The sequence below is a fragment of the Vibrio sp. TAP-3B genome (assembly GCF_057784735.1).
Map to the genome: position 1 here is coordinate 156,893 of NZ_CM173495.1, position 21,808 is coordinate 178,700.

Annotated in this window: 21 protein-coding genes, 1 other RNA gene and 2 pseudogenes; 8 read left to right on the forward strand and 16 right to left on the reverse strand. The window is 40.0% G+C overall.

The features are described 5' to 3' along the window. Nucleotides 1-203: 203 nt before the first annotated feature. Both AC3D28_RS00760 and AC3D28_RS00765 read right to left on the reverse strand, forming a co-directional pair. Nucleotides 204-1,305: pseudogene (locus AC3D28_RS00760) on the reverse strand (Y-family DNA polymerase). Next, a complete protein-coding gene (locus AC3D28_RS00765; RefSeq protein ID WP_488535246.1) occupies nt 1,305-1,718 on the reverse strand; it encodes a S24 family peptidase in 414 nt (137 codons plus the stop codon). Before AC3D28_RS00765 ends, AC3D28_RS00760 begins: the two are co-directional and overlap by 1 nt. Nucleotides 1,719-2,112: 394 nt before the next feature. Here AC3D28_RS00765 and AC3D28_RS00770 point away from each other — a divergent pair, with 394 nt between their 5' ends. Beyond that, the gene (locus tag AC3D28_RS00770) at nt 2,113-2,328 is read left to right on the forward strand and encodes a hypothetical protein (RefSeq protein ID WP_488535247.1); all 216 of its coding nucleotides are present in this window, start codon (nt 2,113-2,115) and stop codon (nt 2,326-2,328) included. Nucleotides 2,329-2,715: 387 nt separating this feature from the next. Here AC3D28_RS00770 and AC3D28_RS00775 read toward each other — a convergent pair whose 3' ends face one another. Both AC3D28_RS00775 and AC3D28_RS00780 read right to left on the reverse strand, forming a co-directional pair. Then, a complete protein-coding gene (locus AC3D28_RS00775) occupies nt 2,716-3,120 on the reverse strand; it encodes a hypothetical protein (protein ID WP_488535248.1) in 405 nt (134 codons plus the stop codon). Between the two features lie 39 nt (nt 3,121-3,159). Then, nucleotides 3,160-3,528, reverse strand: a complete 369-nt coding sequence (locus tag AC3D28_RS00780; RefSeq protein ID WP_488535249.1) for a hypothetical protein — start codon at nt 3,526-3,528, stop codon at nt 3,160-3,162. Between the two features lie 639 nt (nt 3,529-4,167). Between AC3D28_RS00780 and AC3D28_RS00785 the strand changes: the two genes are divergently transcribed. Continuing rightward, complete coding sequence (locus AC3D28_RS00785; RefSeq protein ID WP_488535250.1) at nt 4,168-4,611, forward strand: hypothetical protein; 444 nt, start codon at nt 4,168-4,170, stop codon at nt 4,609-4,611. Next, the gene (locus AC3D28_RS00790; protein ID WP_488535251.1) at nt 4,598-5,566 is read left to right on the forward strand and encodes a hypothetical protein; all 969 of its coding nucleotides are present in this window, start codon (nt 4,598-4,600) and stop codon (nt 5,564-5,566) included. The genes AC3D28_RS00785 and AC3D28_RS00790 overlap by 14 nt, the downstream gene beginning before the upstream one ends. Before the next feature lie 97 nt (nt 5,567-5,663). Here the strand turns inward: AC3D28_RS00790 and AC3D28_RS00795 are convergent, their stop codons facing one another. From AC3D28_RS00795 to AC3D28_RS00810, 4 genes are all read right to left on the reverse strand, one after another. Next, on the reverse strand, nt 5,664-5,918 hold the full coding sequence (locus tag AC3D28_RS00795) for a helix-turn-helix domain-containing protein (protein ID WP_276434068.1): 255 nt from the start codon (nt 5,916-5,918) through the stop codon (nt 5,664-5,666). Nucleotides 5,919-6,014: 96 nt separating this feature from the next. Continuing rightward, entirely contained in the window at nt 6,015-6,791 is a 777-nt protein-coding gene (locus tag AC3D28_RS00800) for a hypothetical protein (RefSeq protein WP_488535252.1), read from the reverse strand. Nucleotides 6,792-6,969: 178 nt separating this feature from the next. Further along, the gene (locus tag AC3D28_RS00805; protein WP_488535253.1) at nt 6,970-8,475 is read right to left on the reverse strand and encodes a relaxase/mobilization nuclease domain-containing protein; all 1,506 of its coding nucleotides are present in this window, start codon (nt 8,473-8,475) and stop codon (nt 6,970-6,972) included. Between the two features lie 87 nt (nt 8,476-8,562). Then, on the reverse strand, nt 8,563-9,315 hold the full coding sequence (locus AC3D28_RS00810; RefSeq protein WP_488535254.1) for a chromosome partitioning protein ParA: 753 nt from the start codon (nt 9,313-9,315) through the stop codon (nt 8,563-8,565). Between the two features lie 629 nt (nt 9,316-9,944). Between AC3D28_RS00810 and AC3D28_RS00815 the strand changes: the two genes are divergently transcribed. Beyond that, on the forward strand, nt 9,945-10,448 hold the full coding sequence (locus AC3D28_RS00815) for a DNA-binding protein (RefSeq protein WP_488535255.1): 504 nt from the start codon (nt 9,945-9,947) through the stop codon (nt 10,446-10,448). Nucleotides 10,449-10,501: 53 nt separating this feature from the next. Here the strand turns inward: AC3D28_RS00815 and AC3D28_RS00820 are convergent, their stop codons facing one another. The 4 genes from AC3D28_RS00820 to smpB form a co-directional block, all read right to left on the reverse strand. After that, nucleotides 10,502-10,762, reverse strand: coding sequence for a helix-turn-helix transcriptional regulator (locus AC3D28_RS00820; protein WP_017789142.1), 261 nt, complete (start codon nt 10,760-10,762; stop codon nt 10,502-10,504). Nucleotides 10,763-11,188: 426 nt separating this feature from the next. Next, a complete protein-coding gene (locus AC3D28_RS00825; RefSeq protein ID WP_488535256.1) occupies nt 11,189-12,547 on the reverse strand; it encodes a tyrosine-type recombinase/integrase in 1,359 nt (452 codons plus the stop codon). A 228-nt stretch (nt 12,548-12,775) separates the two neighbouring features. After that, nucleotides 12,776-13,143, reverse strand: a transfer-messenger RNA (tmRNA) gene (gene ssrA, locus AC3D28_RS00830). 66 nt (nt 13,144-13,209) lie between these two features. Next, nucleotides 13,210-13,695 carry an SsrA-binding protein SmpB gene (gene smpB / locus AC3D28_RS00835; protein ID WP_098416318.1) on the reverse strand — a complete coding sequence of 162 codons (486 nt, stop codon included), beginning with the start codon at nt 13,693-13,695 and terminating at the stop codon, nt 13,210-13,212. A gap of 115 nt (nt 13,696-13,810) precedes the next feature. Between smpB and AC3D28_RS00840 the strand changes: the two genes are divergently transcribed. Both AC3D28_RS00840 and AC3D28_RS00845 read left to right on the forward strand, forming a co-directional pair. After that, nucleotides 13,811-14,254, forward strand: coding sequence for an SRPBCC family protein (locus AC3D28_RS00840; RefSeq protein ID WP_098416317.1), 444 nt, complete (start codon nt 13,811-13,813; stop codon nt 14,252-14,254). Further along, nucleotides 14,244-14,597 (forward strand): RnfH family protein, encoded by a 354-nt coding sequence (locus tag AC3D28_RS00845; protein WP_098416316.1) that lies wholly within the window; start codon nt 14,244-14,246, stop codon nt 14,595-14,597. The genes AC3D28_RS00840 and AC3D28_RS00845 overlap by 11 nt, the downstream gene beginning before the upstream one ends. A gap of 193 nt (nt 14,598-14,790) precedes the next feature. Here AC3D28_RS00845 and bamE read toward each other — a convergent pair whose 3' ends face one another. The 4 genes and pseudogenes from bamE to nadK all read right to left on the reverse strand — a co-directional run bounded on the left by bamE (nt 14,791) and on the right by nadK (nt 18,690). Continuing rightward, nucleotides 14,791-15,150 carry an outer membrane protein assembly factor BamE gene (bamE, locus tag AC3D28_RS00850; RefSeq protein ID WP_098416315.1) on the reverse strand — a complete coding sequence of 120 codons (360 nt, stop codon included), beginning with the start codon at nt 15,148-15,150 and terminating at the stop codon, nt 14,791-14,793. Between the two features lie 273 nt (nt 15,151-15,423). Then, nucleotides 15,424-17,088 carry a DNA repair protein RecN gene (gene recN / locus AC3D28_RS00855; protein WP_488535257.1) on the reverse strand — a complete coding sequence of 555 codons (1,665 nt, stop codon included), beginning with the start codon at nt 17,086-17,088 and terminating at the stop codon, nt 15,424-15,426. Between the two features lie 165 nt (nt 17,089-17,253). Continuing rightward, nucleotides 17,254-17,763, reverse strand: a pseudogene (locus tag AC3D28_RS00860) (DUF3103 family protein); the annotation flags it as partial. Nucleotides 17,764-17,805: 42 nt separating this feature from the next. After that, nucleotides 17,806-18,690, reverse strand: a complete 885-nt coding sequence (gene nadK, locus AC3D28_RS00865; RefSeq protein ID WP_098416313.1) for an NAD(+) kinase — start codon at nt 18,688-18,690, stop codon at nt 17,806-17,808. A 145-nt stretch (nt 18,691-18,835) separates the two neighbouring features. Between nadK and grpE the strand changes: the two genes are divergently transcribed. Beyond that, the gene (gene grpE, locus AC3D28_RS00870; protein WP_098416440.1) at nt 18,836-19,441 is read left to right on the forward strand and encodes a nucleotide exchange factor GrpE; all 606 of its coding nucleotides are present in this window, start codon (nt 18,836-18,838) and stop codon (nt 19,439-19,441) included. 440 nt (nt 19,442-19,881) lie between these two features. After that, a complete protein-coding gene (gene dnaK / locus AC3D28_RS00875; protein ID WP_098416312.1) occupies nt 19,882-21,795 on the forward strand; it encodes a molecular chaperone DnaK in 1,914 nt (637 codons plus the stop codon). Nucleotides 21,796-21,808: the final 13 nt, after the last annotated feature.

Genomic DNA, 21,808 nt, shown 5'->3' on the forward strand with positions numbered 1-21,808 from the left:
GATTGAAAATAGGCATGAGCTAACTCATGGAAATACGCTGAGAAAGCGAGTCGTCTGCACTATCAATCAATATTGCACAATAAGTTTTGCCATACTTTAGATAATAGATGGTTCACTAAATTAGAAAGATGTATAAAACAGTTCTGTTCAAAGGTGTACTAACGCAGCTCACAGAAAATACACCTTTGTTAAGAATTGAACTGTTAACACCTTACTTTAGGTATATCTAGCCAGTTGGTTGTGTATTGTGGAGTAAGCATTTCTCTCCGTATGCTCCATTTCTGCTCTATGCCTTGGGAACCAACAAAAAGCGTATCAGTGCCATACCGATTATTAAGACTATCAAACACTTTCATTAACTTATCATTACTCGGGGTTTGATTTAACAGATCTAATTGTTCGTGCTGCCCATTAACTAGATCGATCAAGCCGATGCCAATTTTGTAATAACGTACACCAGGTTTGAACAATTGTGTTGCTGCCTGTGTAGCAATTTTGACCAACTGCATTGAGTCAGCAGTTGGATAAGCAAAATGATGAACTATACGGAAGCTCTGAGGTTTATCATGGAATGGTGAATTGGAAGCAAAGCAGAGCATAGCTTTACACAGCGACTTTTGATTTCGTGCTTTATGTGCTGCTATAGCGGCGTGTTTACTTAGTGCTTGCTTCAGTAGTTCAAGGTCGGTGATTCTTGTTCCAACACTACGAGTTGAGTAAATCTGCTTTTTATCAGCTCTAGCTGTGTCCCAGCCCTTGCAAGCGACACCATTTAATTCACGAACGGTTCTTTCAATTTCGACTGAAAATTCTCTACGTGCTTGTTCTGGGGCATACTGAGACAAATCATAAGCCGAGTTAATCCCCATATGTTTTAATCGTGTTGATATTTTTTTGCCCACTCCCCATACATCACCAACTTCTAGCTGCTTTAATATAGAGGTACGCTGATGTTCATTGTCGATAACGCAAACGCCCTTACAGCCTTGAATTTTTTTAGCTGCATGATTGGCAATTTTGGCGAGGGTTAGCGTTGTTCCCATACCTATACATACTGGTAATCGACACTCTTTCCAAACGGCTCGTCGGATTAAAGAGCCATGTTTTCGTAAGTCTTTAATGGCAGGAAAGCAGCGATGAAAGGAAAGAAATGATTCAATGGAGTATACATATTGCTCAGGCGCAAACCGCCCGATAACATCCATCATTATTCGACAGAACGATTACGGGCTTACCTCTCCACTCGGGTCTAAAAACTTGCTCAGCACTACAATAAAAGGAATTAGCATCAACTAGGGCAAACATTATTTTCTACGAGATGAGAGTAAATAGCTTGGGCGGTGACAACGGATAGATTGAATCACTACACCTTCAATCGAAAATGTATCTTGAGCATGAATACAAATAGGCATCATTGTTTCATTTGCAGATAAGAGTGATCGACGTGTCATATCTAGCATTTTACAAACGAACTCACCATTATAATTGGCCACGATTACATCAAGGTTTTGGACGGCAACGTGACGATCTACAATCAATAAGTCACCATCAAAAATGCCAATTTCTTGAATAGATTCCCCCATTGCTTGTCCGATGAATGTAGCACTTGGATGCTCAACTAGCAGTTCATCAAGGCTGATTCCTAGTTGTCTGTATTCAGCAGCAGGGCTTTCAAAGCCTGTAATACCAGCGCTTGCTAAGATAGGGATAACTTTCATAATAAAAATAACTGTACATATATACAGTTATTTTGGAACTAAACGGTTTGATCGTCAAGGACATTAGAAAGAAAATACCGCACTTATCCTACTAAGTGTTTTAGGATGTGTCGGGTCGGCAGTAGGGCTACCTATCGTGCATAATTCGCCAATTTCATATACATACACCGATAAAAATGCATGAAAAGAGGGTTTAGCTGTTTCAGCAAAGAAGAAACCCAGCATTTCTTAGACTTCTCATGCACATAAGGGACGTTACGAAGCATTTTGGTATCCAACGCTCAGACACGATTTAAACGTACTTGATAGCAACCCAGCTTCGAAAACAATTGCTGTCGAGAACTGTTACTACAGCAGCTATACGCATGCTAATTATAAGCATCTTTATTTTTTGATGATCGATGGTTCTATTGAATTAAGAGAAGCAGTAAAAGCAACAGCGAGAGGTAACACAGAGCTTTTAGAGCTTGATTCAGCTTTATCTGAGATAGCTGTGGAACAGTGTTCTTTGCTGCACAAATGTAGGTTCGTAAGTGATGAGAGTCGTTTTTATCATAAGACTGATGAAGTAGCTGAAATTACTAAAACCTTGAAAGTTTTAAATGGATAACTGGATTTTAAAATCTGCGGTAGTTTTGCTTTTTAAGTCTGTTAGATTTTAAAATAAAGGGGCTGTTTTTGTTGTAATGTAATTACATTAAAAATTGTCATTATAAGGCTTTGGGGTTTGCATTGCATTGGGGGTCTTATAATTTCATATAAACCACACCTAAAGCCATGGAGTGCATAAATATTTATATCGGTCAATGAAATTTCAATGTTTATTCTCTGTGATTTAATTGCACAATTTGTTGCTTTTATATTTTTGTATCATGCCGAGGTTGAAAATTAACACGCTTAAAACGACAAGTCTCTTACTTTTTAAAATTGAAAAAAGAAAAGTAAAAAGTTAGAAATGCCCAAAAGTAAAAACCACCGCATCGGTGGTTTTACTTTGTTATCTAAAAGAGAATACTGTCTCTGATTCAATAACTTCATTATCTTCTATTCTTGCTTTATTTATTTCAAACTCCAGTTCGAAAAGATTTTCTCTGTAGTTGATATATCTCAAAAGCGTAGAAAGATTGTTTTTGTAGTGTGTACTGCCACCCTCGGTGTAGATAACCAGCTCGTGCGTGTCGGTCGGATCTATCTTGCTTGCAACTTCAGTATAAATCAACATGATAAATGCTTGTATAACTTTATCGATATTGTTTCTTATCGTAGCCTGCTTGTTGATGTTGCCTAGATCCTGAGCAGCTTCGTATGCGGTTTTGTTGTTTTTTATAACTTCGATAACACTCTCTCTAAGCTCGCCTTTTACTGCTCCAAAAGTAATGCTTTTAATTATTAACTCTTTCATGTTTTTAATACATTTTTATTCTAGTTTTTATTTTTCTTATTATGCCCAGTTTGCTAAGTCAAACTCTTGATAGATTTTTGACTTACCTCGCTTGGAAATTTTTCTGTAAATTATATTGTTATCCAAGTCAGCGTAGAACCTGTTAGCGTTCTCATTCAAGCTATAGCCTAGTTCTGTGATTTTGTTGAATTGATCTAGAGTTAAGTAAACTCTGTTGCAGTTGTGAGCTGTGTATTCTTTACCGCCAAGCTCTACTAGTCTTTCTTTTATTGTTTTAACTTCTTGTTTAGTCATTGCCCACGCCATCTTTAGTGATTCTGAAAAAAATTCTTTTGCTTTGTAACCAGTTCTTTCCGCTGCTTCTTTTGCGATGTTCCATGCTGTTTTCATTACTTCTGATTTAGTCATTTTATTGCTCTCTTTATTTTTATTATCATTTAGCTTATATTTTTATAATAATGCAATGATTATATTATTGCAATGGTTTTTTTTACTGCATTTGTTGTTTTTTATGTTTTATTTTAATTCAATAAAAAACCACCCGTTGGGTGGTTTAATATGTCAAATTAAATGTCTTCGTAATAACAACCGCATTCTTCGCATGTCCGTCCATAAATCACATCCTCATCGATATGATTATTTATACCCACCTTTTCTTCTTTGTGAACTGTTTCTTTACCGCATCTTAATAATCTCTTTGTTATTTTTTTGTTTTAATTGTAATATTATTTAAGTTAGGATAGATTAAATTATAAAAAATAAAAAATAAAAAATAAAAAATGGGTTTTATTTGTATTTTAAAATTGAGTTATTTTCTTTTAAAACAAGAAGCGGAAGTAAGGTTTGGAATTTAACGTCAGCAGATAGTGAATACCTTGCAAGTGACGGAGCTGTTTACACTCCAGCGGTGATCGGATGTCCCGCTTTTAAAACAATGACAAGTGAATATCGTCTCTGTGTACTTGTATTCGAAACCTGTCTAAATACCTGGATAATTTCGAAAAAATGGAGCTTTGCACTATTGAAAACCTAGTAGATGCAATTGTAATGTCTAGCTCATCATTTACCAGCGGCGTCAGTTTTTTTGAAGACGAGTCAGCTCTAACTAACTACTATGACTCAATCTTTAACTTGCTGTTTCTCGCAACGGGAGCGACTGACAACAATCTCAAAAACCACTTTTTGATTAAACTCAAAGAGGATGAAGTTTCAAGCTCTATTCCAAAGAGAGGGAGTGGTAAAAAGCTCATCAAGTTCACCCTTAAACCTCTCCTCAACACGACTAAAGCTGACTATGTTGCAAGACAATTAGCCGCCTGCTATGTCGGCGGGATGCAAGAGTATGACACTCTAGTCACAACTGAGCCTACCTTCTCATTAAGACAATACCTAAAGGTGTACCTTGTTGAATATGTTTCTTTAATACTTGAAGACGAAGAAGATATATTGCAACATTTGGGCAATGTGCTCATCGTTTATGAAGTTAAGTAGCCAATCTGAAGATATGGCTAGGTATTTGATTAGTTCATGCACAATTTTCAAAGTAAGAGGCTCGGTTTCGGCAAGTGGCGGACACATTCCAGAAAATATCTTGCGAGAAAAACTGACAGAAATGGGGCTTAAGCCTGATGTTGACTTTAATACTTCTGATGTTGTGATCGGTGAGGAAGTGGTTACTGAAGGGGGCAAACGTAAGAAAAAAACAAGAGCGTATGACTTCGTTCTCCCATACAAAACGGAAGGCTGGCAACCCAAGTTATTTATTCAGTCACAATTCTATGCGGGTGATAGCGGTAGCGTCTCGCACAAGGTAGTAGACCAAACCTCATCATCTAGACAATTCACAAAAGAAAAATACCCTGATGCGAAGTTTATCGAGTACTTAGACGGGGCAGGTTACTACGCTTCATTGAGAGGCGACTTGGAACATATGCTAACCATGTCAGACACTCATACTTTCATTCAAGTGAAATCAATACTAATCAGACTTCGACGCGAATTTCAGCACATTCAGTACCTTACGCCTGTTGAGTTTGAGCACGCAATTTTTGAAACCGCTCTCGGAGTTAGAGATGATGTATTCGCTAACTTAATAAGAGATGGCTACGACTTAAATGAGATCGAACGTGTTGAAGCAGAGGTACTAGCAGATAGCCAGATCACCATATCTAATTTACAGTACAATATCGAAGAAAACAGAATTAACTACTCAAGAAAGCTATTCTTGCTTGATATTGCAGCCACCAAAGCTGAGAAAATTACGAATGAACAACGCCGTTCGGGGAGGTATATCCTAGTCCCAGGTTTTGGCTCAAATTACGGAATACTTGGTTCTGAGCTTGCAGGCTTGGTTTGTCAAAAAGCAAACTATATAGAAATAACCCCTGCTCAATACGAGGAAGATCTGGAGTGGCTCCTTGATGAAAAGGTCATTGCTCGCTGCTAAGCCAGCGTCTGAGATTTTGAAGATAGTCAGTGTCTTATCAATCAGCTTAAACTAGAACTAAAGCTATTCCCACGCATGGGAATGGCTTGATTCTGACTCACCACTTCTCTCCGTCATCATCCGAGTTCGAGTAGATGCTTTCGCTTTTCTGAACAATATGCATTTCGAGATTTAGCGAAGATAAGATGCGAAACAATGTCTGAATACTTGTGGTTTCTGGATTAAGTTCAAACTTAGAAACAGTGTCTTGTTTTAAGCCCACAGGATCGGCAACCTTAGTTTGAGACAGATTCTTGCTTTTTCTGTCATCACGTAGATGTATGGCTAACTGCTTAGGCGATGTTATCAACATAACAATTCCTCGTATTTACCCGCTATAGAGGGTAGTTTGTGCTTTACCCGTAGTCAAGGGTAAAAAGGAAAAACAGCCCCATCGGGGCTGTTGGTTCTATTCTACTTTTTGTTTGAGTTCTTCGATTTTTCTTCTTAATGCTACTGCTTTTGTATCAGTTTTTGATGAGTCACGGTCACGAAGCTTTAGAGGGGTTAGCTTAGAAAAGACTTTAACAAATCTCATAAGGCTAGCTTTGTCTTCAAGATTAAACTTACGCTTGCTGCGCATATGCTCAACAAATTCTTTATCATCTTCTTTAAAGAGAAACTCGTTATAGTAAGTATCAGGCATTCTTGCTGCTCTGAGTCTGTTTTTCACTCTGTACAAAGCCTGATGGATTTCTTGTGCTTCAAGGACATCAATCTCATCTTCACCCTCTAGCTCGTCAAAAGCATTTGATGCTTGATGTATCAATGCAGCAATCTTGCAGACTTGCTTTTCTTTTGAATTAATAACAACACTTTGCTTTTCATGCAGCTCTTCTTTTCTGTACTTCTTATATAACTCGTTAGCTGGTCTGAAGTGAGACATGATCTCGTCAAAGTTGTGCTCAGTGATTTCGTACTTTCCAGATTTAGCTTCATCAGTACCGTACTTTGCAATTAAGTCTTTTATTGATCGTGGACATGTGGGAGCGGTAATCGGTAGCTTTATTAATGTTACATGCGTTGCGTTGCCGCTTGAGTTTTTCAGCTCTGGGTCTCTGACAATGATGTAAAGCATCTTGCCACTTTTGTTTTTCTGAAAGCGGGGGAGGGGAGATTTTTTCTGTTTCGCAGGAACTGTAACGTTATCAGTTAACTCATTATTTATCTTTTTAAAAACACTCATATTATTATCTTTTTATTATTATATTTATACTTTAATTATATCGTTTAAATTTGTAATATCAATCATAATGTAAGTGTTTATATTAAAATCATTATTTAATTTGATGGTTTTTAATAATAAATTATTTGTTATTTATATTGTTATAATAAAAATAGAGATTCAACCCTCTTTTTTTAAATTAATATGTATTTTCAACGATATCTTCGGGTTTCTTCTTGATATTGTGTCTTCTGTTCTGCTTTTTTTTGTCAGCAAAGACACCTTCGTTTCCATATGTTTTTTCTATATTTTCAATAGCTTGTTTAATTGCTGGCTCTTGGTCTTCGTGTTTCGCAACTGGGGTGATTTTTAATTCCCAGTGATTTTTCTTGTCCATTTCGAAGAGGATTAGTAGTAGATGATAGAAGAATTTACTAAGCGTTTTAGATGCTGAGTATATGCCCTTTTCTTGTTCATAAATTGCGTGAACGAAAGCTTTGTCGCGTTTGTTAATGCGCTTACCGTGATAGAGCCAAAAATCGATAGCATCTTCCATCGCTTTTTGGTGCTGCTTTTTGCACGAGATAATGAAGCAGTTAAACATGTGCTTATCCCACTCTTCAGCTTGCTTCTTTACTTTATCAGCATGTGCTTCAGCGTCTTTTCTTACTGTTTCAAATCTTTGCTCTGCAAAATCTTTTTGCGATTCAAACATTTCTCTAAGATCATAATTTTCGACTTGTGACTCGTCATAGCTACTTATAATGTTTGCATCACTTTTCAGGACACCAGATTTTATCAAGCCGCCGAGGGTGAACTTGTTACCGCTCCTGAGCTTAGAAGCTGGTATGATGAAGTCATTGTATTTGTAAACAAGACCAACGAATTTTTCGTTGCTTCTGTCTTCTTTAAGTATTACTTCAACGCCATTTCTTAATAGCGCTATTTGATAAAGAGCCAAGCTTGCTTTAGTAGTGTGCTCATCGTTTACACCTAGTTTCTTTAGCATGTTTTCTCTAGCTTGCACTAACGCTGGTAGCTCTTTAATGCTTGATTCAACTAAGCGCCTTACCATCAGCTTCACTGAGTTTGAATATTTGTCAGAAGTAACTGCTTCACCTCTTGCCAGTATCTCTGATGAGTTTTCTAGTTGTCGTAATCCAAATTCCTTTTCTTGTTCACGCATGATTTCTTGAGCAGCTTCTACAGCCATCCAATTTGATATCACTTTGTTTGTTTCGAGATCTTGTGTAGATGCTGTTATGTGTACGTGTTGAGAATCAGTATCTTCGTGTCTAAATGCGATGTAGCGTGCGTTTTTGTAACCAAGACTATTCATAGTCTTTCTTACTGTTTTACGCCACTGCTTGTCTGTGAGGTACTCTCCTTCGTCTATAGAGATGACAAAGTGGCGGAAAGGGTGCTTGACTGTCGGGTTGTGCTTATAGCTGCTTTGCAGTTCAGTGATAGCATCGTGCCAGTCCGCACCAGTGGCTAGTTCGCCCATGCTAACAGGGATAGAGTCTATTTCGTTAGCGCAGATGAAGAATGAGTGTCCTTTAGAGGCAGGAGCATGTTTTGTTTTACCTGCGCCATATTTCACCAAGTTATCTGCGTCTTTTTGTTTTGCGCCGTATTCTACGAGGTTCTGTGCATCCCTGGCTGTCTGTTGACTTCTTGTGCATTCTAATTCTGTAAATATCATTTTATTGTCTCTTTATTATTATTGTGAGTGAGAAAGTAATAAGAAAAGGTAGATAAGCCCTCCTTACATAAGGAGGGAATTCAGGCTTTATAATTCAGCTTCTTCTAGAATCTTTTGTTTACATAGCTCGTCTAGCTGACGCGAAGATAAGTATTTTAAAGCTAGTACTTTAGCTGTTGCTGATGAGTGAGAATCTATTGCTAGCTTGCGTGTAGCGTCAACGCTCTTCTTAAGCTCTTTAATGCATTTACTTAGTTTAGCTATCTTAGCGCTGTCAGCATCTTCAATGTCCTCTGCAAGCACTTGAAGTGCTTTTGATAGCTCTTTAGTTTCTTTGAAGTACTGTAAATACGCTTCGTCATTGTTCGGTCGCGGCTCGATTTGGTTTGAGATAATATCCCTCAGAAAAGCAGCATCAGAGCGGTAGTTGTAACTATTTCTGCACGCTGTGAAGCGTTTTTTGGTTTCTTTAGTTACATGTGTTTTTATTGCTACATCGCATAAGTCTTTAGTTTCTTTGCGCTCTTCTTTGAAGCCATTTTCTACTGCGTCCAGGATGTGACGCGAGTCATCAACAGCATTTTCATCAAAGTTATCTGGATTATTTTTAACGTAAATGCTTTTTACTATGAAGTTGCAAAAATGCGCATGAGAGCTAAATGTAATTTTTGATGTGTTTGAAAATTGCGGAAGTAAAGACGGTACAATAAATTGTAATTCTTCTAAGCTGTAATCTGTCTGCTCGATAAGCGCTCTTAGCTTGCCTTTATTTTCTCTTTTTGTGTTAACTACTACTTCTCTTATTATTTTATTTAAGTCTTCTTTTTCTGAAATCTTCATTTTATTATTTCTCTTTTTATTATTATTTTATTTTTATTATCTATAGAGCAACAGCGTGCGACTTAGCGATAACTGCGAAGCATGTTAGCGCAACCGACTGAAGGGAGGCTAAATCTACAAACTTGCCAATTTGGAACAAATTGGGAAGAGCAGTATCCGCTTGTTACCTTCTATATATTTATATTATAAGTTTATTAATATTATAATGTCCATTAAAATATTATTATAAAATATATTATTTCAATAAAAAATGGTCTTCGTGCATCGTGTTTTGTTTGCACTATATGTAAGCAGTCAAAGTGCGATGCACGAAAAGTTATTTTACGTGCATGCATGTTTTCTACTTAAGCATGCAACATCAATGCATATATACCATTAATTTAAAGGGGGTAACTAATGTAGTGTGGAGTTATTTTTATAAAATAAATGAATGAGGTGTGTTTTCTTTTTATTTCTAAATAAATTAAGGTGGTGCTATTTATATTCTTAAAATAGAATGCACTCGTTATGCGCTATTTTTGTAAATAATTTGTATGGTGAGTGCTGGTTATTTTTAAATGAGCGCTTTATTTACTCTTTGATTTGCTTTAAATTATACATAATGAAGTTCAAAAGTAGACACCAAAACAATGAGTAAAGAGCTAACAAACGAGCAATTGCAAGCACTTCTACAGTCACCAGACCTAGCTGAAAAGCTTGCCTCGCTCGGTGGCGATGCTGTTCAAGCATTCACTAAAGCAGCGACAGACGCTGTACAAGTGCAGAAAGAGAAGCAGGAAGCTGAGCGTAAGCAAAAGATTGAAGACTTGATTGATAGCATTGAGCGCGATTTAGAAGAAGAGTCTATCTCGAAAGAAGATTTTGCATTAGCTATTGCTGCTCGCTTTAAAGTGAGTGTTGCAGCTCGCACTAGAAGCACAAAGAGCAGTAATAACAAAGAGAGAAAGAACGCACCAACACGTCCGCAATACCGCATTGTTTTGGACGGCAAACCGCATGTCTGGTCGGGCAAGGGACGCTCTCCTGAAGCATTCAAAGCTGCGAAAGAGAATGGCGAGCTAGATAACTACAGAATGAGCGAAGAAGAAGTTGAAGCGTACATGCTAGCTCATCCCGAAAAATATGGTTTATAAACATCATACAAAAAAGCCAGCTCGGTGAGCTGGCTTTTTTAATTTCTTGAATCTTACATATACATCTCAAGGATCGGCTTAAACGTATCTTCTCGCTTCTCTAAGATTTTTTGTACTGTCTCTTTCTCATCTTTCTCAAGAATTTTACTAGCTAAGTAAAACTCTAGCTCTGATTTGATGAATACAATAGTGTTACCACCCATGCGAATCTGCGGTGGAAATTCGCCTTTTTTAATCTTATCGTAAATCGCAGTTTTCTTTAGTGTAACAAGTTCAATTACTTCTTTTAGCGACATAAATTGTAGTTCGTTCATTCTTTATTAAGCCTTCAAAACAAACAAAAGCATTCTTTAAATAATTAGTAAGTGAATTCTCTACATTGTGAGCTGATATCTTGCCAGCGCATCTTATGCATGATTCTTTTTTGTTATATTGTTTTAAAGTTATTTTGCTTATTATTTGTTTGCAACTTTCTAAAAAAGTAGTTACTACACTTTTTAATGCTTTTGCTTCGCAGTTGTGCGAGTTGATTAAGGTATGATCGATATGATGGTTTGTAAAGTGTTTTTTAAGGTTTTTGTATTAATAATTATAATCTGATTGGCTTAACGAGATGACTATGTATAATTAAAATAATTTTATTGCACTAGTTATGTATAATAAAAGACAGGTTTGTTTTTAAGAGAGTGGTGACAGAAGGGGGATTCAGCCCTCTCATGCTCAGAGGGCTGTAGTGTAGGTTACTTGAAGCGTGCGGCGATTGAGTGATAGTTAGCTGTTTGTTCGACGATATAATCGCCCCAAAATTCGAGAATTTCTCGTCTCATCTCTATGTACTCTGCGCTATTGTAGATATCACGAATCTTGTTTTTATCGTTGTGCGCAAGACAAGCTTCGATTGCATCAGGGTCAAATTTCTCATTCGCTCCGTACTTTTTAGAGTCATTCAAAAAAGTACTGCCTGTGTGTCGAAATCCATGCGATACAGCTTCATCTTTAAAGCCAGCTCGCTTTAGGTTTGCGTTGATGCTCTGCTGATTCATGTGATGACGAGTTGAGCGACCATCAGGCGGCAAGACATACTCTAGATGGGAGCTGAGTGGTTTTAAGTACTCCAGTAAGCCGCGCGTATACTTGGTCATCGGTATGAAATGTGGTTTTCTACGTTTAATGCGGTAGCCAGGTATCTTTATTAAATTATTTTCGAAATCTATCTCATCCCAGCGGGTTTTAACTATCTCAGACGCCCGAGACAATGTGTGAATTTGAAGTTCAAATCCGACACGAACAATTTTTGTCATGTTGCGTTCACCCATCGCTTGCATTAACTTATCGAGTCCTTCAGGGGCGACTGAGGGCTGGGGTTTGGACGTTTTGTTTACAAACACTTCGCTCAAGTCACTGAGAGTATTTGATTTCGTGTAGCCAAGTGTTTTTGCGTATCGCATTATGCGACTAGAGATTTGACAAATCTTGTCCATGTTTATGCCCTTCGCATAGCTCGGTAGCAGAGCTTCTTGAGCAAGATAAATCTCTATCTTAGCGATTGGAATATTGCCCAGCGCAGGTAATATATGATTATTTAAGCGTCCTCTTATGTCTTTTGCGTATCTGATATCGCGCAAGACTGTGTCAAGCTCTTGCTCAGAAGCTTTTCCTCGCCCCTCTGCTTTCGCACGTTTGTTTGCATCGTCAATTATGTCTTGTTGCTTCTTTTTGTCTTCAGCCAAGATTTTTTCTTCAAACCACTTTTCAGCTACGTCTTTAAATAGAATCTTTGTCTTGTCTAACGCTTCGACCCCGCCTGTGCGCTCGTACTCTTGCGGGTCGATGTTTTTTTTAAGTAACTTATGATATTCATTTGCTTTATCACGAGCATCAGCGAGTGAAATAGCTGGGTAGCTTCCAATTGTTAATTTGATGCGCTTTTTAGTCAGAGGATGATGATAGTTAAACTGCCACGATTTTCTCACCTCACCTTTTCCTGAACGCAAGCGCATATAGAGATTATCAATGTTGTCAGAGATGAGTTGTTCGTTCTTGCCCTCAAGAAGAGTTGCGTTTTTATAAGTTGTGTCAGAATTTTTTTTAGCCATCATTTAGATCCTTTTTAGTGCTCCCCAAAATGCTTGGGGACGCCAACTGTTCCCCAGCAATATAATTGGGGAAATTGGGGAACGCAATGGGGAACAAAAACTGGCGGATTGCACCGATTTCAACCGAACGCTTCCGAACGATTTGGATTTCTAAAAGTGTGATGAGCGCCCGTTCTATAAGGCTTCAGGCGAAAAAAAAAGCGCTCTTCCGAGCGCTTCTGTTTTGATGTTTGGTGGAGCTGGCGGGAGTTGAACCCGCGTCCGAAAACCTTTCATCATTGGTACTACATGCTTAGTCGATCTTTAATTTCGCCACCCATCTGCGAACCGACACGCTAATGAATGACTAGCCTGAATTAGAATTCGCCTTTCATCTCTCAGGCGGGAGAATCCGGGCTAGCGCGTTTGGGTTTGATCTCTCGTTATTCCCCGTCTTACGTGCGGAAGCTAGGGCGAGAGAGCTCTGAGCAGGTTATTAAGCTGCTAGTGCGTAGTTTTCGTCGTTTGCGACTATTTTTTTGCGGTTTGTTAACGAGGCCTACCGCACCTCGGCATGCACCTCAGACTTCTGAATTCCCGTCGAATCCTAAATCAGCCCCAGGTAATGTTGGCATAGTAACAGAAAAGCATTGCCTGTCCAGTACTATGCGTTTAAGTGGTCAAGATTAACGCAGTGTGCTCTTCATTACGCGTGCTTTTTCCCTTGCCCAATCTTTTTCTTTAAGATCTGTACGCTTGTCGTGTAGTTTTTTACCTTTAGCTATACCAATTTTTAGTTTCACCCAAGAGCGAGACCAGTACAGAGAGAGTGCCGTTAATGTCATTCCTTCACGGTTAACACGTCCAAATACGTTGTCTAACTCACGACGACTCATGAGTAGTTTACGCACACGAGTAGGGTTCGCCACTACGTGTGTCGATGCCTGATTTAAAGGAGTGATTGTCATGCCACTCACAAAGGCTTCACCGTCACGCATAAATACGTAACTTTCGGAAATATTGGCTTTACCTTGGCGAAGGGCTTTCACTTCCCAACCTTGGAGCTCCAAGCCAGCTTCGATTTCATCATCAATGAAATATTCGTGGCGAGCTTTTTTATTTAGCGCGATAGTGTTACTACCCGCTTTTTGCTTCGTTTTTTTCTTTGCCATAATAGACCATTATACGGATTGGATATCGGATAGGAAATCCTTTATTTGCGCAATCGTGGAATAAAAGTAAAATTGGCATGAGCTTAAGTCTGTACATGTATCGATAGGAGTATGTATGAAGCAGGTCACTCGTTCTGCATTGGTGTCTTTTAGCGCAGAACAGATGTTTAATCTGGTCAATGATATTGCTAAGTACCCTGATTTTCTGCCTGGTTGCTCAGGCTCTAGGATCATTGAGTCTTCGGGTAATGGTATGGTGGCTTCTGTCGATGTGGCGAAAGCTGGTATCAGCAAAACGTTCACCACCTCAAATGAGCTTATTCCCGGGCAAGCCATTATGATGAACTTGGTCGATGGACCGTTCAAAACGTTACGAGGTGGTTGGATTTTTACTGCTCTGGATGAACAAGCCTGTAAGGTTGAATTGAAACTAGAGTTTGAATTCTCTAGTAAAATGATTGAAATGGCTTTTGGTAAAGTTTTTAACGAGCTAACCCATAATATGGTTAACGCATTTACCAAACGGGCAAAACAGGTGTATGAGTGTTATGAGTATTGAGTCGGATATGATCCACGTCGAGGTGGTTTACGCGCTTCCACATGAACAACGTGTATTTAACTTAGTGGTGAATAATCACGCAACAGTAGAAGAGATTATTCGTCAGTCCGGTGTGCTGGAGTTGTACCCAGAAATAGATTTGTCTAAAAACAAAGTTGGCGTGTTTAGCCGTAATGTAAAGTTAGACGCTACCGTTCGTGATAGAGATCGAATCGAAATTTATCGACCATTGTTAGCCGATCCAAAAGAGATCCGTCGTAAACGTGCTGAGCAGGCAAAAGCGGCGGGGAATGCAGATCCTGTAACTGGCGGTAGACCAAGTTCGGTGCGTAAGAGTAATTAATACAATAAATAACGGGGCACCTAGCTTGTTTGATGACACGTAAGCAATGTTGAACTTTCGAATTTATAAAGCAAATGTGCTGAGTGAAAGGAGCCTTGTTTCTGCGTTATTTTAGAACACTATTTTGATTGGCGGAAGTGCAAGAGGTATGCAAAAAAGACCTTCCAATAGGGAGGTCTTTTACAAAAATTGTTTACTGAATTTGCTCGTAAAAGGCATCACTTTTCGGAAAGTTACCACTAATATCAGCTAATGTACCCTGATCGTTGAAGTTGACGATCAGGTCTTTTTGTTCAGGCTTTCCGTGCCCAGGGGTATGATGATAGATGTAATACCAAGTGTTTGGGTAGCCATTTTCGATAAGCATTGGCGAGCCTAATACGAAGCGAACCTGTGCTTTAGTCATCCCAAACTTTAATTTATCTACCGCACTTTGTTCTACATAGTTGCCTTGGTTGATATCAATGCGATAAACCAGTTTTTCTAATACCGAACATCCTGTCAGCAATGTCATTGCTAATGGTACGGCAACTAACCACTTCTTTAATTGCATAATAATTTCTTAGTAACCTTTAAAATACTGCGCTGATAATAAACAAGCTCGACGCAGATGTAAAAAACTATGCGCCGTATGATAGGAAATCTGACAATGAATTTTGAGTTGAGTTGCATTTATTAACAGTTGTGAGCGTATGTTTGTGCGCAGAAGTTATTGTCGATGAGTTTTACTGGTTTGTTGGACTACTTGCTTCTCAGTGTCTTCACTGAAGCAGCCTCAGAGCGAGTTACTGATTATGTGTCAGTAACTCGCTCTGTAAACTTGACGTTAAGCGGCGATCAGTAGCTCTTTGGCATTCGCGAGAGTTGAGTCTGTTATCTGGCTACCACCGAGTAAGCGTGCTAACTCTGCCACACGTTGTTGTTCATCTAAGGCATGCATTTGCGTTTCGGTTTGGCCCGCCTTAGTTTGCTTAGCGACAAACATTTGTTGGTGTCCATAACCTGCGACTTGAGGAAGGTGCGTCACACATAATACTTGGGTTGACTCCCCAAGTTTTCGTAGCATCTTGCCAACCACTGCTGCTGTTGGGCCACTGATCCCCACATCAACCTCATCGAAGATAAGGCTAGGAGTATCGACCTTTTGAGCTGTAATAACTTGAATGGCTAGAGAGATACGTGATAGCTCACCACCTGAGGCTACTTTTGCGATGGGCTGTAGCGGCTGACCCGGGTTGGTGGAAACCAAGAAACACACGCTATCCATACCAAGAGGAGATGGATGACCATTATCGCTGTTTACTTCGATTCTGAAGACGGCCTTTTCCATACTAAGTTCATGCATGCTTTGGGTAATGAGTTTGTTCAACTCTTTTGCATAACGGCTGCGTGATTTATGTAGTCTTTCTGCTTGGGTTAAGAAGTTTTGATATTTCTGTTCTACTTCTTGAGCCAGTTCATCCAACTTTTCATCAGAGCAATCTAACGCTTCTACTTGGGCTAGAAGATCTTGATGATGTTGATATAGTTCTTCTGGCATCACGTGATGTTTACGTGCAACAGACATTACTTTCGAAAAGCGTGTTTCTACATAGGCCATACGACTAGGATCGACATCAATACCATCTAAGTAACTACGTAATTCGTTCTTCGTTTCTTCGAGTTGGATCATTGCTTCTGAAAGCATATTTGGTAGCTCGGATAACTTTTCATCTAACTCGCCCAATTGAATTAGGGAGTGATTGGCCGATTGCAAAATACCAAGTGCATTGACTTCTTCACCCTCGTAAATCAGTTCGATGGCTTGCTGGCAGGTAGTGGCGAGCTCACCGCTATTGGATAATCTTTTGTGTTCTTGTTCGAGCTCTGCAAATTCTTCTTCATCTAGTGATAATTCATTCAGTTCTTTGATTTTGTATTCAAGTAACTGTTTTTGCGCTTGGTTCTGCTGGCTATTTTCTTTTAGCTGCTTGAGGCTATTATCTGCTTGGCGCCAATGTTGGTAGGCGCTTCTTGTGCTTTTTAATAGGTTTAAATGTCCTGCATATTGATCGAGCATAGCCATTTGATGATCGCTTTTCATCAATTGATGGTGTGCGTGCTGCCCATGGATATTGATTAGTAGCTGCCCTAGAGATTTGAGTTGTGATAGTGGAACAGGGCTGCCATTAATGAAGGCTCTTGAGCGGCCTTCTTTTGTGATAATGCGACGCAAAATACATTCACTGCCATCAAGCAGATCGTTATCTTCTAGCCAACGCGTTGCGTTTAGATTGCTGTCTAGTAAAAAAGCAGCGCTAACTTCGGTTTTTTCTTCACCTTGTCGCACCATACCAGTATCTGCTCGTCCACCTAAGCAGAGTCCTAGTGCATTGATAGCAATGGATTTACCCGCGCCTGTTTCACCTGTAATGGTGGTCATGCCCTTAGACAGCTCGAGTTGTAAAGATTTAACAATCGCAAAATTATTAACACTTAGATGACCCAGCATTTTATTTACCTGTATAACTGAACAATACTGTATAAGAAGACAGTATATACTGTTTCTTTATACAGTAAAGTCAGGTAAGAAAAATTTTCTATATGAGGCGTTTTTTGTGATGGAGTAGGAAAAATGAGCCGGTGTGATTACAACGACTCATTAAAATTGAACAGGTTACGGACGAGTTGGGTGAATCGTTAGTGGTTCTAGTGTGATGACGGCATTCACCCCAGCTCCTGGATGATCAACGTATGATGTGTCTTGCATTAATGTGTAGTAAACGTCGACAAAGTCATCGTCGTTCGTCAGCACACCGTCAGGAAGCGTGTCGATGATCTTATTCGTGATTTGCGGAATAATCGCGTAAGCCTGAACTTCTGGATCTGGAATCGCTTTTAGCATTTCTCCAGCAACTTGAACGAGGAGTTTTGCCAATTGTTTATAGTCTGTACCGTCGTCTTGCTCCATTAGTACAATGTCCGCAGCGCCCCATCGGTAACGAGACCAGTGAATAATAATCTGATTCGGGTAGTAATCTTGATTATCGTAGTCTAAGTATGGAAGTTCCACTAAATCAAGAGTGGGTTCATCACGACTTGGGTTGACGCCTGTTACGATAGCGTAGATTTCTGCCTTGCCAGAGACCCAAGGTTCTTTGTCATCAGCCAGACGGATGTTTTTAATAGTGTTGTCTGAATTGACGTTATTTCCCTAAGTAACAAAACGTTAGAACAATTTGCTAGACCAACCAAGCTTGTTACGTAAAACGTGGTAGTAACTGTAATCTTTTGGATGGATAAGTTTGAGCACATTTAAACTTTGATAAATATGGATTTCGTCACCAGGTGATACCGGTAATGATACTTGTCCATCGCAACTGACCTCTTGTGCACCGCGATTTTCCGGAGACACAATCAGCTTGACTCGTCGTTTTCCATCAACAACCAATGGGCGGCTTGAAAGCGTATGCGGAAACATCGGCACGAGCGAAATCGCGTTTAAACTTGGTGAAAGAATGGGACCACCACCTGAGAGTGAGTAAGCGGTTGAGCCGGTAGGCGTAGAGACAATTAAACCATCGGCACGCAGTGAGAAAGCAAAACTGTCATCAATGTAAACCTCAAATTCAATCATATGAGCTATCTGCCCCGGGTGGAGAACGGCCTCGTTTAAAGCTGCATTGTGGCTTTTTATTTGACCATGACGATGCACTTCAGCTTCAAGCAGAAAGCGTTCTTCTTCAATGTATTCTCCATCAAGTACCGCTTGCAGAGACGCTTGAAATTCGTCCGGATTTAAATCTGTCAAAAAGCCAAGGTTCCCTCGGTTAACACCTATCACGGGGACATCAAATCGTGACAAAATACGCGCTGCGCCGAGCATATTGCCATCACCGCCGACGACAATCGCAAGATCTGCGTTTTTTCCAAGCTCGACTAAGCTGGCAAATTGACTTTGCGGAATATCGTCTAAAATTGCAGCAAGGCGATCATCAATAAATACTTTGTAACCTTCTGAAGTTAGCCATTGGTACAGTTCTTTATGAGTTTGAATAGCTTGTTGATCTCTTGGTTTTCCGATAATCGCGATCACGTTACATGGATTTTTCATAGACTTTCCGCATTAAAGAGGCTTGAATCAGGAATCTTCATCCCCATAATAATGGCAAGTCACCTAAATATGCGAATTTTTATGTGGTTAAAGTCCGTAAAGTGTGCGTGGCTTTAAGAACATTATGTTGAATTCTGGAGATATCATGAGCAACGAAGAGAAAAAGATCCAAGAAGAAGAGCTAAAACAGCAAGAAACCGTTGAACAAGAAGCGGAAGCTGTCGGCACTGATGGTGATATCGAATGGAACGAAGAAGAAGTGGAACTGGACGAAACAGAAGCAAAAATTGCTCAGCTTGAAGCAGCGCTTCTTTCTAGTGAAGCGAAGGTAAAAGAACAGCAAGAGGCCGTTTTACGCTCTAAAGCTGAAGTGGAGAACATGCGTCGTCGTACCGAGCAAGAGATCGACAAAGCACGTAAGTTCGCGCTTAACAAGTTTGCGGAAGAGCTGTTGCCTGTTATTGACAACCTAGAGCGTGCAATCCAAGCGGCGGATACAGAAAATGAGACTGTTAAGCCATTCCTTGAAGGCGTAGAACTTACGCATAAAACCTTTATAGATGTTGTTGCTAAGTTTGGATTAACCGCAATTAATCCTGAAGGTGAAGCGTTCAACCCTGAGTTTCATCAAGCAATGTCTATTCAAGAAAGCCCTGATCATGAATCAAACACAGTGATGTTTGTTATGCAAAAAGGCTATGAGCTAAATGGTCGAGTGGTTCGTCCTGCGATGGTCATGGTTGCTAAATAATAATTATTAACATCCTTATATAGATAAAATGCTCGTCACAATAGTGATGGGCATTTTTTTTAACGCTTTTGGTGAGCTAATGACTTTTACTGGTATCTTTGCATTGGGGCGATCATTTTCCTTTAGCGTTTGATTGGCGAAGGTAGTGAGCCTAGCGGCGCGAAGTGATGGTAGGCATACTCCTACCTTAAACTAAGGTTTTATTGAGTCACGACAGTGAGACCAACTCCCAACAAATCAAAAAGAATAGGATTAATTCAGAAAAAAAACGCTTTTTTTTAATTCTGCCCTTGAAAAGCATTTTGCCGCCCTTATCTATGTGGCATAGAGAAGCAAACATTGATTATTTTTGTTTGTGAGCAAGGGTTGAAACCCGATTCTCCTTCCCCCACATTGGGGTTATAACCAAACGAAAATAGAATTTATTCGGAGATAGTCAGATGGGTAAAATCATTGGTATTGATTTAGGTACTACTAACTCATGTGTTGCTGTATTGGACGGCGACAAACCACGTGTAATTGAAAACGCAGAAGGTGAGCGCACCACAGCATCGGTCATTGCTTACACTGACGGAGAGACGCTAGTAGGTCAACCGGCGAAACGTCAAGCAGTCACTAACCCTGAAAATACGCTATATGCAATTAAGCGTCTGATTGGTCGTCGTTTTGAAGACGAAGAAGTACAGCGTGACATCCAAATCATGCCTTACAAAATCGTTAAGGCTGACAACGGTGATGCTTGGGTAGAAGCGAAAGGCCAAAAAATGGCGGCTCCTCAGGTTTCTGCTGAAGTTCTGAAGAAAATGAAGAAAACAGCAGAAGACTTCCTAGGTGAAGAAGTAACAGGCGCTGTTATCACAGTACCTGCTTACTTTAACGATGCTCAGCGTCAAGCAACCAAAGATGCTGGTCGTATCGCTGGCCTAGAAGTTAAACGTATCATCAACGAGCCAACAGCGGCAGCACTAGCTTACGGTCTTGATAAGAAAGGCGGCGACCGCACTATCGCGGTATACGACCTTGGTGGTGGTACATTCGATATTTCTATCATCGAAATCGATGAGGTTGAAGGTGAGAAGACGTTCGAAGTTCTAGCAACTAACGGTGACACTCACCTTGGTGGTGAAGACTTTGACAACCGTCTAATCAACTACCTAGTAGATGAGTTCAAGAAAGAGCAAGGTATCGATCTTAAAAACGATCCACTAGCAATGCAGCGTGTTAAAGAAGCAGCAGAAAAAGCGAAAATCGAGCTTTCTTCTACTTCTCAAACTGACGTAAATCTACCTTACGTTACTGCAGATGCAACGGGTCCTAAGCACATGAACATTAAAGTGACACGTGCGAAACTAGAATCTCTAGTTGAAGACCTAGTACAACGCTCTCTTGAGCCATTAAAAGTAGCTCTAGCTGACGCTGACCTATCAGTAAACGACATCACTGACGTAATCCTAGTTGGTGGTCAGACTCGTATGCCAATGGTTCAAGCGAAAGTGGCGGAGTTCTTTGGTAAAGAAGCGCGCCGTGACGTAAACCCTGATGAAGCAGTAGCTGTGGGTGCTGCAGTTCAAGCAGGTGTACTTGCTGGCGACGTTAAAGACGTACTATTGCTAGACGTAACTCCACTGTCTCTAGGTATTGAGACAATGGGTGGCGTAATGACTAAGCTAGTTGAGAAGAACACCACTATCCCAACTAAAGCGAACCAAGTTTTCTCTACTGCAGAAGACAACCAGAACGCGGTAACTATCCATGTTCTACAAGGTGAGCGTAAGCAAGCGATGTACAACAAATCTCTAGGTCAATTCAACCTAGAAGGCATCCAGCCTGCGCCACGTGGTATGCCACAAATTGAAGTAACTTTCGACCTTGATGCGGACGGTATCTTACACGTATCAGCGAAAGACAAGCAGACTGGCAAAGAGCAGAAGATCACAATCCAAGCTTCTGGCGGTCTAAGCGATGAAGACATCGAGAAAATGGTTCAAGAAGCAGAAGCTAACAAAGAAGCGGACAAGAAGTTCGAAGAGTTAGCGATTGCACGTAACCAAGCAGACCAAATGGTTCACGGCACTCGTAAGCAAGTAGAAGAAGCTGGTGAAGCTCTACCTGCAGAAGAGAAAGAGAAGATTGAAGCAGCTATTTCTGAGCTAGAAACTGCGCGTAAAGGTGAAGATAAAGAAGCTATCGACGCTAAAGTTCAAGCGCTAATGACTGCTTCTCAGAAGCTGATGGAAATCGCTCAACAACAAGCTCAAGCGCAGCAAGCAGAAGGTGCTGACGCCGGTGCACAGTCTAAAGAAGACGACGTTGTAGATGCCGAGTTCGAAGAAGTTAAAGACGACAAGAAATAAACGTTCTTAACCA

What these genes read in the sequence shown, in the direction of transcription:
- AC3D28_RS00820 (WP_017789142.1), bottom strand. Translation starts at nt 10,762, where the DNA reads ATGAACGAACTACAATTTATGTCGCTAAAAGAAGTAATTGAACTTGTT.
- AC3D28_RS00775 (WP_488535248.1), bottom strand. Translation starts at nt 3,120, where the DNA reads ATGAAAGAGTTAATAATTAAAAGCATTACTTTTGGAGCAGTAAAAGGC.
- AC3D28_RS00845 (WP_098416316.1), top strand. Translation starts at nt 14,244, where the DNA reads ATGAGTATTGAGTCGGATATGATCCACGTCGAGGTGGTTTACGCGCTT.
- AC3D28_RS00790 (WP_488535251.1), top strand. Translation starts at nt 4,598, where the DNA reads ATGAAGTTAAGTAGCCAATCTGAAGATATGGCTAGGTATTTGATTAGT.
- AC3D28_RS00770 (WP_488535247.1), top strand. Translation starts at nt 2,113, where the DNA reads ATGATCGATGGTTCTATTGAATTAAGAGAAGCAGTAAAAGCAACAGCG.
- AC3D28_RS00825 (WP_488535256.1), bottom strand. Translation starts at nt 12,547, where the DNA reads ATGATGGCTAAAAAAAATTCTGACACAACTTATAAAAACGCAACTCTT.
- AC3D28_RS00785 (WP_488535250.1), top strand. Translation starts at nt 4,168, where the DNA reads ATGTCTAGCTCATCATTTACCAGCGGCGTCAGTTTTTTTGAAGACGAG.
- grpE (WP_098416440.1), top strand. Translation starts at nt 18,836, where the DNA reads ATGAGCAACGAAGAGAAAAAGATCCAAGAAGAAGAGCTAAAACAGCAA.
- AC3D28_RS00795 (WP_276434068.1), bottom strand. Translation starts at nt 5,918, where the DNA reads ATGTTGATAACATCGCCTAAGCAGTTAGCCATACATCTACGTGATGAC.
- AC3D28_RS00800 (WP_488535252.1), bottom strand. Translation starts at nt 6,791, where the DNA reads ATGAGTGTTTTTAAAAAGATAAATAATGAGTTAACTGATAACGTTACA.
- nadK (WP_098416313.1), bottom strand. Translation starts at nt 18,690, where the DNA reads ATGAAAAATCCATGTAACGTGATCGCGATTATCGGAAAACCAAGAGAT.
- AC3D28_RS00805 (WP_488535253.1), bottom strand. Translation starts at nt 8,475, where the DNA reads ATGATATTTACAGAATTAGAATGCACAAGAAGTCAACAGACAGCCAGG.
- AC3D28_RS00765 (WP_488535246.1), bottom strand. Translation starts at nt 1,718, where the DNA reads ATGAAAGTTATCCCTATCTTAGCAAGCGCTGGTATTACAGGCTTTGAA.
- AC3D28_RS00810 (WP_488535254.1), bottom strand. Translation starts at nt 9,315, where the DNA reads ATGAAGATTTCAGAAAAAGAAGACTTAAATAAAATAATAAGAGAAGTA.
- AC3D28_RS00780 (WP_488535249.1), bottom strand. Translation starts at nt 3,528, where the DNA reads ATGACTAAATCAGAAGTAATGAAAACAGCATGGAACATCGCAAAAGAA.
- recN (WP_488535257.1), bottom strand. Translation starts at nt 17,088, where the DNA reads ATGCTGGGTCATCTAAGTGTTAATAATTTTGCGATTGTTAAATCTTTA.
- bamE (WP_098416315.1), bottom strand. Translation starts at nt 15,150, where the DNA reads ATGCAATTAAAGAAGTGGTTAGTTGCCGTACCATTAGCAATGACATTG.
- smpB (WP_098416318.1), bottom strand. Translation starts at nt 13,695, where the DNA reads ATGGCAAAGAAAAAAACGAAGCAAAAAGCGGGTAGTAACACTATCGCG.
- AC3D28_RS00840 (WP_098416317.1), top strand. Translation starts at nt 13,811, where the DNA reads ATGAAGCAGGTCACTCGTTCTGCATTGGTGTCTTTTAGCGCAGAACAG.
- AC3D28_RS00815 (WP_488535255.1), top strand. Translation starts at nt 9,945, where the DNA reads ATGAGTAAAGAGCTAACAAACGAGCAATTGCAAGCACTTCTACAGTCA.
- dnaK (WP_098416312.1), top strand. Translation starts at nt 19,882, where the DNA reads ATGGGTAAAATCATTGGTATTGATTTAGGTACTACTAACTCATGTGTT.